This window comes from Pseudomonas sp. FW305-3-2-15-C-LB1, assembly GCF_058787615.1.
In genome coordinates, this window is the sequence record NZ_JBYSZX010000008.1 from 1 (window position 1) to 11,174 (window position 11,174).

Genomic DNA, 11,174 nt, shown 5'->3' on the forward strand with positions numbered 1-11,174 from the left:
GAAGCGGTTTCTTTTTGGTTGGCATACATGCACCTCTTACTCATGTTATGCCCGAACACAAAATTTCTGACAGTCCCATAGCGCTAGCTGCCACACCGCACCTATAAAAGCCTGACGCACCACGCCGCTCCTCTCCCCACAAAAAACATCCCACCGCCCGTCAAAAAAATCCAACCCCGGCAAAGCCTTGTAAACCCGCACTCTGGCCGAAAAACACGCCATTCTGGCCGCTCTCCGTGACCATCCGCCTCAACACAAACCGGTTTTTTTCCCCTACAATGCGCGGGTAAATCGGGCCTGCAATATCCCTTTACACAGGGATGAAGAGCCAGACCTGAGGCATCCCGCAGGAGCAAGCAACCACCGCTCCGCACCTCAAGCCTCACGCAGAGCACCCGTAAGCCTATTCCGTTTAATGCGTGCGCTAGCTGCAACAAACGATTCCTTAAGATCCACCGCGGCCTCAGGGCCGTGTGAACACCCAACCATCCGGTTTCACACGGGCACCTTTGAGCCCTCACGCAGGAGACGACACGTCATGCTGAGCTGGGACGAATTCGACAAAGAAGAAGAAGGCGAAGTAGCCACCAAAGGCGCCAACGCCGGCCACGCCACCGAAGCCAACATGGACCGCCTCGACGGTGCCGGCGCTGCCGCCGCCATCGAAGCCCGCGCCGTCACCGCCAGTGACTCCGCCGCCATCGTCCGCGCCAAGGCTGCGCTGGACAAACTCGACGTCGCCGAAGGCCTCGCTGAACTCGAAGGCGCCTCCGCCCGCGTCGCCGTCGACGAAAAGCGCATGATCAACTGCCGCGCCGACCTCAACCAACTCGTGCCGTTCAAGTACGACTGGGCCTGGCAGAAGTACCTCGACGGCTGCGCCAACCACTGGATGCCGCAAGAGGTCAACATGACCGCCGACATCGCCCTGTGGAAAAACCCCGAAGGCCTGACCGACGACGAACGCCGCATCGTCATGCGCAACCTAGGCTTCTTCTCCACCGCCGACTCCCTGGTCGCCAACAACCTGGTGCTGGCCGTGTACCGCCTGATCACCAACCCGGAGTGCCGCCAGTACATCCTGCGCCAGGCCTTCGAAGAAGCGATCCACACCCACGCCTACCAGTACTGCATCGAATCGTTGGCCATGGATGAAGGCGAAATCTTCAACATGTACCACGAGATCCCATCGGTCGCCAAAAAGGCCGCCTGGGGCCTGAAGTACACCCGCTCGATCTCCGATCCGAAGTTCGAAACCGGCACCGTCGAAACCGACAAGGAACTGCTGCGCAACCTGGTCGCCTACTACTGCGTATTGGAAGGCATCTTCTTCTATTGCGGCTTCACCCAGATCCTGTCCATGGGCCGTCGCAACAAAATGACCGGTGTGGCCGAGCAGTTCCAGTACATCCTGCGTGACGAGTCGATGCACCTGAACTTCGGTATCGATGTGATCAACCAGATCAAAATCGAAAACCCACACCTGTGGGATGCCGAGATGAAGGAAGAAGCGACCCAGATGATCCTGCAAGGGACTCAGCTGGAGATCGAGTACGCGCGCGACACCATGCCGCGTGGGGTGTTGGGCATGAATGCGGCGATGATGGAGGATTACCTCAAGTTCATCGCTAACCGTCGTCTGTCGCAGATTGGGTTGAAGGAAGAGTATCCAGGGACGACGAATCCGTTCCCGTGGATGAGCGAGATTATGGACTTGAAGAAAGAGAAGAACTTCTTCGAGACCCGTGTGATCGAATACCAGACTGGCGGCGCGCTGAGCTGGGATTGATTCCTGAGCCAAGCAACCCCATGAAGCCCTGACGTGTTCAGGGCTTTTTTGTGCGCGGTGAATTGCCACTTTTTGAAGCACATCAGGCTGACCTCCTCGCCCCGAAGGGTTCGGATCGCATCACCAATGCTGTAGCCTTGTGCCCCAATTGCCATCAGTGTTGTCACCGGTCGAGTGACCGGGACGTCTTCAACGAGGGGCTTTACGCCAGGGTCGGAAGATTGGCACGGGAGTAGACTCCCGCTGTCACACCTGATGCACACTCAAAAAATACCCGATAGGACCGAGGCCAACCCGTGAACCCAGACATGCTCGAAGCCGGCCCCGCTGACGCCAAAGTACTTTCCGTCTTTGACTTCGACGGCACCCTGACCCACCACGACAGTTTCGTGCCCTTCCTCAAGTTTGCCTTTGGCCCCGGTGAGTTCTACGGCCGGATGGTCAAGCTGGCGGTGCCGGGGCTGCGGTTTCTGGTGCGGCAGATCAGCCGGGATGAGTTGAAGGCGCAGTTGATCCGCACCTTTATGACCGGGGTGGAGAAGGCGTGGGTGCAGCAGAAGGCCGAGGAGTATTGCCAGAAGACCTGGGCGCGGCTGATGCGGCCGACGGGGGTCTTGTCGGTGGAGCAGGAGTTGGGCTCCGGGGCGGAGGTCACGCTGTGTTCGGCGTCGCCGGCATTGGTGTTGCAGCCGTTTGCCAATCGGCTGGGGATCAAGCTGATCGGCACGGAGCTTGAGGTGGTCGACGGGGTGTTGACTGGCAAGCTCACCGGGAATAACTGCCGGTGTGAGAACAAGGTGTTGCGGCTTGAGGCGGTGTATGGGGATTTGGGCGAGTATCGGCTGCGGGCATGGGGCGATACGCGTGGGGATCGGGAGTTGCTGGCGGCGGCGCAGGATGCGCATTTTCGGCATTTTCATGCGAAGAAGAAGCGCAAGCAGCTGCGGTAGTCGCGCACTAGCAAGGGGTGCTAGGGGTTGAAAGATTGAATTACGTTGCCCCGAAATCTCGTTCTTCGAGGGACACACCAATGGGTGTTTCGCTGACGTCGAGTCGCTCCTGAACAATCTGATTCAACTTCAGAACCTCCAATCGATCATCCTCAGACATAAAGTCGTCAGACACTGATTCGCCATGGAGAAAATAGCTGTCCCAGGTGCTTTCCGCTGGGGGGCTGTTTTTTGTTTGAGTCATGAGCATCCCTCCTTTGGGTTGGCTGAAGACAATACAAGCCAGCTTGTTTGTTGCCTAGGCGGAAAATGTATCGATGCGAATGGCAGGTTCGCCAGGGAAACCGATTCGATCCCTTCGCAGCCTCGCCGAAGCTCGACAGCTCCCACATTTGATCTTCGCCGAGCCCAGATCCGTGTTTGGCAGGAGGTCTATGCCGTGGCTTTGAGGTCCACGCCCAACGCCGTCGCAAAGGCTTTTACCATCGGGCTGCGCGGGGCGTTGTGGCGAAGGATGAGGTTGAAGTCGGTGCTCAAGTGCACTTGCTCCGGGCACAGTGCCCGTAGGCGCCCTTCTCTTACCAATGGCGCGGCGTAGTGTTCGGGCAAGAAGCCCAGGAAACGGCCAGTAAGGATCAGGATCGCGACGGCTTCGACTTGTGAGGCCGAGGCGGACTGGCTGTCATAGTTGACGAAGTTGGCCTTGTCGCGATGAATCGCATAGCGATGGTTGACCACTTCGTATTGGCGCAGCACTTCCGGTGTGATTTCACTCGCGTTGAACAGTGGATGCCCTACGGCACAGTAGGCGTGGGCCTTTTCCTCATACAGCGGGAAATAGTCGAATTCTTCACGGCGCTGGTACACCGGCACGATGCCGACGATCAAGCGCCCTTCCACCACGCCGCGTTCAACTTCGTCCAATTGTGAGGCATGCAGGCGCAATCTAATCTTTGGCGATTCGCTATGTAATTTCCCCAACGCGGTAATGAGCGGGGAATTAACGTCGGTCACCGTGTTATCAATAACGCCCACACTAAGGTCACCAATAAGCTCGTTCTGCGCCGAACTAAGCTTGTCGCGAAAACTGTCCACCGAGGTAAATAACTCGATGGAAGCCTGATACACCAACTTGCCTTCTTCGGTCAGCCCAAACCCTTCGCGACCCCGGGTGCACAGGCGCATGCCGATGCGAATCTCAAGGTCGGAGATCTGTTTGCTGATGGCCGCCAGGCCCACGTTCAGCTCGTTTTGCGCGGCACTGAAGCCGCCGGCTTCGACCACGGCCATGAACACGCGCAGCAGTTTGAAGTCCAGCCCGCTCAACTGCAGGGGCGGTCTTGTGCCGGGTTTGGGTAGCAGGTTTCCAGAAGTGGAAAGTGGGGTTTCCATAATACGCGTTGACCTCAAGTGCCATATTCAACAGGCTTCAACCCAATCCTTGAACATAGCCAGGCGGCGATAATGAACATAAACATCCGCCCTTGGCAACCTTGAATACGGCGCGTCAGACGCTGGTTCAGTCTAGTTGAAAACTTATTTTTACTGCCTCCGACTCTTCTAAAAACAAGCGTGAGGAACAACCATGTCCCAGCCCACCGACCGCCTTTGGGGCGCTCGTTTCAAGACCGGCCCGTCTGTTGCATTGGCCGCGTTGTCGCGTTGCCCTGAGCGCTATTTCCGCCTGACACCCTACGACCTGGCCGGCTCCCGTGCCCATGCCCGTGAATTACAGCGCGCCGGTTTGCTGGATGAGTCGGAGACCCTGCGCACCCTCGACGCGCTGGACGGTATTGGCGCAGATTTCGCCGCCGGCACGCTGCATCCGACCCTGGATGACGAGGACGTGCACACCTTCATCGAACGCGTATTGACCGAGCGCCTTGGTGCCCTGGGCGGAAAATTGCGCGCCGGGCGTTCGCGTAACGATCAGACCGCCAACGATTTGCGCCTTTTCCTACGGGACCATGCGCGCACCATCACCACTGAAGTACTGGGTTTGCAGCAGGCGCTGGTGGATCAGGCCGAGCAGCATATCGAGAGCATTTGCCCCGGCTTCACCCACTTGCAGCAGGCGCAGCCGATTGTGTTCGCCCACCACTTGCTGGCCCATGCCCAATCGATGTTGCGGGATGTACAGCGTTTGGTGGATTGGGATGCACGCACGGCTTTGTCGCCTTTAGGCGCAGCCGCAATGGCAGGTTCTGCGATTGCCCGTCAGCCAGAACATTCCGCTAAGGAAATGGGCTACACCGGGCCGTGCGAAAACTCCATCGACGCGGTGGCCAGCCGTGACCATGTAGCGGAGTTCCTGTTTGTGGCGGGCATGCTCGGGGTGAATATTTCGCGCCTGTCCGAAGAGTTTTGCCTGTGGTCCTCGCGGCAATTTCGCTGGGTGGTGCTGGACGATGCCTACGCTACCGGCAGCTCGATCATGCCGCAGAAAAAGAACCCGGACATTGCCGAATTGGCGCGCGGCAAGGCTGGGCGCTTGATTGGCAACCTGACCGGCTTGATGTCGACGCTCAAATCATTGCCGCTGTCGTACAACCGTGATTTGAGTGAAGACAAGCACAGCGTGTTGGACAGCGTGGATACATTGCTGCTGGTGTTGCCGGCGATGGCCGGAATGGTTGCGACCATGAAGGTGCAGGTACAAGAGCTGCGGCGTCAGGCGCCGATGGGCTTCACCTTGGCGACTGAGGTGGCGGATTGGTTGGCCACCCGTGGCGTGCCGTTTAAAGAGGCCCACGAGATCACCGGCGCGTTGGTGCAGGCCTGTGAGAAGCATGAGATTGAGTTGTGGGAAGCCTCGCCGGCGATGTTAGCGGAGGTGGATGCACGACTCACACCAGAAGTGCGCGACTGCCTGACCCTGGAAGCGGCGATTGCGGCGCGCAGTGGGTGGGGTGGAACAGCGCCGGAGCGGGTTCGGGAGCAGATTGGGCGGTTGAAGTCCGCATTAGCGGCTCAACAGCAGTGGGCAGAGAGTTATCAGGGGTTCCGGATTTAAATCTGCGGTGTTTGGGCTGGCGTCTTCGCAGGCAAGCCAGCTCCCACATTTGGACCGCGTACAGTAGTTAGAGCGTTGTAAGTTTTGGAGATTCACCATGAACCAAACCCCGGCCGAGCGCTTGGCAGCCGAGCGCAAGTTGTCCGAGAACCAGTTCGATATCACGCAGTACGAACACGTGCCGCGTCGTTATTACGGGCGGATGTTCTTTGCCACGTTGATCGTGATCGTGTTGGCTGCATTGCTGCGTGCCTTCGCCAACGGCCAGATCGAATGGTCCTACATCGGGCAGTTCCTCACGTCTGAGGCCATCCTCTGGGGCCTGGTCAACACCATCGTCATGTCGATCCTGGCCATGGCGCTGGGCGTGGTGATCGGGGTGATCACGGCGATCATGCGCATGTCGGCCAACCCGATCCTGCGCTACGTGGCAATCACCTACACCTGGCTGTTTCGCGGTACGCCGCTGATCCTGCAGCTGCTGCTGTGGTTCAACCTGGCGTTGATCTTCCCGGTGATCGCGATTCCCGGTCTGTTCAGCATCGACACCGTCGACCTGATGACGCCGTTCGTGGCCGCCCTGCTCGGCCTGAGTATCAACCAGGGTGCGTACACCGCCGAAGTGGTGCGCGCCGGTTTGCTCTCGGTCGACACCGGCCAGTACGAAGCCGCCAAGTCCATCGGCATGCCGAGCCTACAAGCACTGCGTAGGATCATTCTGCCGCAGGCCATGCGGGTGATCATTCCGCCTGTAGGCAACGAGTTCATCAGCATGGTGAAAATGACCAGCCTGGCCAGCGTGATCCAGTATTCGGAACTGCTGCACAACGCGCAAAACATCTACTACGCCAACGCCCGGGTCATGGAGCTGCTGATTGTGGCCGGCATCTGGTACCTGGCGGTGGTGACTGTTCTTTCATTTGGCCAAAGCCGCCTCGAGCGCCGCTTTGCCCGCGGCGCCGGCAAGCGTTCGTAAGTCTGGGTCGAGGAGAATTGCCCCATGAGAAGCATCGTCAAGGCCGTCAACCTGAATAAGTACTACGACCAGTATCACGCGCTGCGCGACATCAATATCGAGGTCGAGCAAGGCGAAGTGATGTGCATCATCGGCCCGTCCGGCTCGGGTAAAAGCACCCTGCTGCGCTGCGTCAACCAGTTGGAAAAAATCGACAAGGGCGGCCTGTGGGTCGACGGCGAACTGGTGGGTTACCGCGTGGTCGGCAACAAGCTGCATGAGATGAATGAATCGCAGATTGCCCGCCAGCGCCTGGCCACCGGCATGGTGTTCCAGCGTTTCAATTTGTTCCCGCACATGACCGTGCTGCAAAACATCATCGAAGGCCCGTGCCAGGTACTCAAGCGTTCGCCCAAGGAAGCCACCGAGGACGCCCTGGAGTTGCTGGCCCGCGTCGGCCTGGCGGACAAACGCAATGCCTATCCGGTGGAGTTGTCCGGCGGGCAACAACAGCGTGTGGCGATCGCCCGTGCGCTGGCGATGCGCCCCAAGCTGATGCTGTTTGACGAACCGACGTCAGCCCTCGACCCTGAGCTGGTAGGAGAAGTGCTGTCGGTGATGCGCGACCTGGCCACCACTGGCATGACCATGATCGTGGTCACCCATGAGTTGGGCTTCGCCCGCGAGGTCTCCAACCGCATGGTGTTTATGGATGCCGGCCAGATTGTGGAAGCCGGCAGCCCCGAAGAAATTCTAATAAGCCCACAAAACCCGCGTACCCAAAGCTTTATTTCTGCCGTTCGCACTTAACTAAAAAACAAACGAGAACGCCTCCATGAAGAAAATAGTTATCCCCACGTTGCTCGCAGGCCTGATGGCCTCTTCCGTTGTTTTCGCGGCATTGCCGGCGGCAATCAAGGACAAGGGTGAGATCAGCGCGGCCATCGTGCCGAACTACCCGCCGATGGACTTCAAGGACCCGGCCACCAACAAGATCACCGGCCTGGATTTCGACCTGGGCAACGCCCTCGCCGAGCGCCTGGGCGTGAAGATCAAGTGGCAGGAAACCGGCTTCGAGCAGATGCTCAGCGGCCTGACCACCAAGCGCGTGGACATCGTGCTGTCAGGCATGACCGACACCGCCGAGCGCCAGAAAGCGGTGACCTTCATCGACTACTTCACCAGCGGCCCGCAGCTGTACACCCTGGCCAAGCGTGACGACCTCAAGGAATTGACCGACCTGTGCGGTAAAAAAGTCGGCACCAGCCGCCGTACCACCTGGCCGTCGGAAATTGCCGCGTGGAGCAAGGAAAACTGCGAAGCGGCGGGTAAACCGGCGATCGTGGTGATCGGCACTGAGGGCTCGGCGGATGCACGGGCGCAGTTGCAACAGAACCGCCTGGACGCGGCGATGCAGGGCAGCGAGACCATTCCTTATCTGATGTCGCTGGATAAAGGCAAGTACAAGCCGGTGGGCCTGGCGATTTCCAAGCAGTTCACCGGGCTTGGGATTGAGAAGAGCAACACAGAATTGGTCACGGCGATCAGTGAAGCGTTGCAAGGCATGATCGATGATGGGACCTACGGCAAGATTCTGAAGAAGTGGGACCTGGAGCAAGGTGCGGTCGAGAAGATCACCATCAACTCCGGCCAATAACTCGATCTGAACAATGTGGGAGGGGGCTTGCTCCCGAGAGCGGTCTATCAGCCAAGCATCTGGTGACTGAGCCACCGCCATCGGGGGCAAGCCCCCTCCCACCCTGGATTTTCGTTGTCCACAAAGATAACAAGGACACCCGCCCCACCGTGGCCACCTACTCCCTGGTAATCCGCCGCCTGATGATTTGCTCGGTGACCATCGTGGTCAGCCGCGCCATGACCAGCCCGTTGCTGGCCCTGTTGCTGAGTACCCGCCTGGGCCTGAACCAGCAGGACATCGGCTTGCTGATGGGCATCGCGGTGTTTATCGCGACATTGCTGGGCCTGTACGGTGGCTACATCATCGACCGCCTGGAAAAGCGCAAGCTGCTGATCCTGGCCATGCTCTCCAGCTCCATCGGTTTTCTATTGCTGACCTTTGCCAGCAACCTCTACCTCACCACCCTGACCCTGGTCATCACCGAAGCGGCGTCGGCGCTGTTCCTGATTGGCTCAAAAGCCATCATCAGCGAGAACCTGCCGGTGGGCGAGCGTGCCAAGGTGTTTTCCCTGCGCTACACACTGACCAACGTCGGCTACGCCACAGGCCCGATGGTCGGCGTCGTGATTGCCGGCCATATGCAACTGGCACCGTTCCTGATCGCCAGCGCGATCGCCTTTGGCAGCCTGTTCCTGATGATTGGCATCCCGCCCACCCAACGGGATGACAGCAACAAGCCCTTGAGTTTCCTCATCACCCTGCGCACCTTGCGCAACGACCGCACGCTGATTCTGTTCACCAGCGGCAGCCTGCTGAGCACCATTGTCCATGGGCGCTACACCTTGTATCTGTCGCAGTTTTTGCTCGTAGCCTACAAACCTGCCGAGGCGCTGAAGATTCTGTCTGCGGTACTGGCCTGCAATGCCATCACTGTGATTTTGATGCAGTACCAGATCGGCCGTTTCCTCAAGCGTGAGCAACTGCGCTATTGGATCGTGCTAGGTACGTTGCTGTTCATTGCCGGGCTTATCGGTTTCAGCCTCGCAAACAGCCTGGTCACCTGGTGCCTGGCAATGTTCGTGTTCACCCTGGGCGAGATGATCATCTACCCCTCCGAGTTCCTGTTTATCGACACCATCGCACCTGATGCGCTGCGCGGCAGTTACTACGGTGCGCAGAACCTGGCGGCATTTGGCGGGGCAATGAGCCCAGTGATTTGCGGCTATCTGTTGATCAATGCCACGCCGGCCAGCATGTTCTATGCGTTGGGGGCACTGACTGCGGTAGGTGGCACCTTGTGTTTCTTGAGTGGACGACGGGTAGCAGGTTCTTGCTGATATTTACCCAGGATCCCGCTATTAATAGCGAAACCTCCCACGGACCAGCGCCCCATGAAATTCGATACGGCCTACAGCCTGAGTCTCGATGACAAGCTGTCGATCTACGACGTACGAGACCTGAATTTCGACGAAACCGCCGACTTCGATTCCGACAGAGATCGCTTCCTGTGCCCCAACGACGAATGCCGGGCAGCGTTTGATACCAACAATACCCTGAGCACCTTCAACGCCAAAAACGTCAATTACCTGCGCACGCCGCACTTCAAGAACAAGACCGGCACCCAACACATCGATGGCTGCCGCTACGCCAGCACGCACAAGACCACCGCCGGCGAAAGTGATGACGAGCGTGAGGACAATTTCCCATCGGAATTTGTCCTCACACGCCGCCAGTACGAGCGCAAGATCCCGTTGGCGGGCACCGAAGGAAGCATGCCACTAGAACCAACCAAGACCCCCTCAGACCGCAACTCCGTTTCCCACGGCGCCAGCGACACCACACCAGACAAAACCAGCGTGTTCGCCCACCCGGTGGAATGCTATGTGTCCAACATCGACGACAAGGACAAGCTCAAGTCCATGCCGTTGAAGATCGGCGACCACACCGCCACCTACTGGACGTTCTTCAAGAAGATCGAATACCTGCAGGACAACAAGGGCCTGATCTACTGGGGCAAGATCAAAGAAATCAAGGACTACACCAGCAGCTTTCGCATCGATTTCGAAAAGAAGGCGTGGCTCGACAAGAAGCCCTACTCGGTCAACGTCTACCTGAGCAAGAAACTCATCGAGAACTACCGCAAGCGCAAGGCATTCCTGGAGCAGATCAAGGCGGCGGTGGACAGTGAGCGGGCGTTGTACTGCTTCTTCTATGGGGTGACGCCGGAGCTGAAACAGGTGCCGAGCAAGAAAAACCCCGAGCAGACGTTCGGGGTGTTCAGCGCGAATATCGAGAACCTGGATCACCTGATCATTCGCGAGGCGCCAGGGGTGGAATAACGGGTCGTTGAACATCCAGTTGATGAGCGGTCAAAACAACTGTACAAAAACACAGTATAGTTTGCCCTCCCCCGTCGAATCCTGGAGAAAACCCATGTCCTCTCTGGCAATGAGCTCTTTCGTAGAACAGCAGATCGTCCTGCATCAATTCACCGCCAAACACAGCGTGCAAGCGCGCGCGATGCTGGGCTGGAGCAGGGAACACCTGGCTATTCAGGCCGGCGTGGCGGTCGAAGCGGTTCAACAGTTTGAAAATCAATACGACGTGGGGGATGAAACCCGCCTGGCATTGGCGTTTCGGTTGGAAGCTGAAGGGCTGGCGTTCTTCCCGGGGTTTGCGCCGGGGTGGGGGATGAGTGCGCGCCGCTTTGACACCGCCACAACCGAACACGCGGCGCAAGGGATCATCTCTCGGTTGATCGGCGCAACTTCGTCATCACTTGACTCACCAACGCCACAACCTAATGGTGTGTAGCGCTTCAGGCCTGC

General features: G+C 58.4%; 11 protein-coding genes. 9 read left to right on the top strand and 2 right to left on the bottom strand.

Annotated elements, in window-relative coordinates; all coding sequences use genetic code 11:
* Nucleotides 1-538 precede the first annotated feature (538 nt).
* Together AC3WP7_RS16760 and AC3WP7_RS16765 are read left to right on the top strand one after the other, a co-directional pair.
* Complete coding sequence (locus AC3WP7_RS16760) at nucleotides 539-1,789, top strand: ribonucleotide-diphosphate reductase subunit beta (RefSeq protein ID WP_093529834.1); 1,251 nt, start codon at nucleotides 539-541, stop codon at nucleotides 1,787-1,789.
* A 308-nt stretch (nucleotides 1,790-2,097) separates the two neighbouring features.
* Nucleotides 2,098-2,739 (top strand): HAD-IB family hydrolase, encoded by a 642-nt coding sequence (locus AC3WP7_RS16765; RefSeq protein ID WP_038846731.1) that lies wholly within the window; start codon nucleotides 2,098-2,100, stop codon nucleotides 2,737-2,739.
* A gap of 40 nt (nucleotides 2,740-2,779) precedes the next feature.
* Here the strand turns inward: AC3WP7_RS16765 and AC3WP7_RS16770 are convergent, their stop codons facing one another.
* Both AC3WP7_RS16770 and AC3WP7_RS16775 read right to left on the bottom strand, forming a co-directional pair.
* The gene (locus tag AC3WP7_RS16770; RefSeq protein ID WP_071489515.1) at nucleotides 2,780-2,983 is read right to left on the bottom strand and encodes an AbrB/MazE/SpoVT family DNA-binding domain-containing protein; all 204 of its coding nucleotides are present in this window, start codon (nucleotides 2,981-2,983) and stop codon (nucleotides 2,780-2,782) included.
* Between the two features lie 188 nt (nucleotides 2,984-3,171).
* Nucleotides 3,172-4,131, bottom strand: coding sequence for a LysR family transcriptional regulator (locus AC3WP7_RS16775; protein ID WP_093125477.1), 960 nt, complete (start codon nucleotides 4,129-4,131; stop codon nucleotides 3,172-3,174).
* Between the two features lie 193 nt (nucleotides 4,132-4,324).
* On the opposite strand from AC3WP7_RS16775, the gene argH reads away from it, so the two are divergent.
* From argH to AC3WP7_RS16810, 7 genes are all read left to right on the top strand, one after another.
* Nucleotides 4,325-5,752, top strand: coding sequence for an argininosuccinate lyase (gene argH, locus AC3WP7_RS16780; protein WP_093125473.1), 1,428 nt, complete (start codon nucleotides 4,325-4,327; stop codon nucleotides 5,750-5,752).
* 97 nt (nucleotides 5,753-5,849) lie between these two features.
* Nucleotides 5,850-6,728 (top strand): amino acid ABC transporter permease, encoded by an 879-nt coding sequence (locus AC3WP7_RS16785; RefSeq protein WP_058427255.1) that lies wholly within the window; start codon nucleotides 5,850-5,852, stop codon nucleotides 6,726-6,728.
* A 24-nt stretch (nucleotides 6,729-6,752) separates the two neighbouring features.
* Nucleotides 6,753-7,517 carry an amino acid ABC transporter ATP-binding protein gene (locus AC3WP7_RS16790; protein ID WP_016974699.1) on the top strand — a complete coding sequence of 255 codons (765 nt, stop codon included), beginning with the start codon at nucleotides 6,753-6,755 and terminating at the stop codon, nucleotides 7,515-7,517.
* 25 nt (nucleotides 7,518-7,542) lie between these two features.
* Nucleotides 7,543-8,364, top strand: a complete 822-nt coding sequence (locus AC3WP7_RS16795; protein WP_092247123.1) for an ABC transporter substrate-binding protein — start codon at nucleotides 7,543-7,545, stop codon at nucleotides 8,362-8,364.
* Nucleotides 8,365-8,513: 149 nt separating this feature from the next.
* Nucleotides 8,514-9,683: an MFS transporter gene (locus AC3WP7_RS16800; protein ID WP_092247120.1), complete on the top strand. Its 1,170-nt coding sequence runs from the start codon at nucleotides 8,514-8,516 to the stop codon at nucleotides 9,681-9,683.
* A 54-nt stretch (nucleotides 9,684-9,737) separates the two neighbouring features.
* A complete protein-coding gene (locus AC3WP7_RS16805; protein ID WP_092247117.1) occupies nucleotides 9,738-10,685 on the top strand; it encodes a hypothetical protein in 948 nt (315 codons plus the stop codon).
* A gap of 94 nt (nucleotides 10,686-10,779) precedes the next feature.
* Nucleotides 10,780-11,160: a helix-turn-helix domain-containing protein gene (locus AC3WP7_RS16810; protein WP_092247114.1), complete on the top strand. Its 381-nt coding sequence runs from the start codon at nucleotides 10,780-10,782 to the stop codon at nucleotides 11,158-11,160.
* The last annotated feature ends 14 nt before the right edge of the window (nucleotides 11,161-11,174 follow it).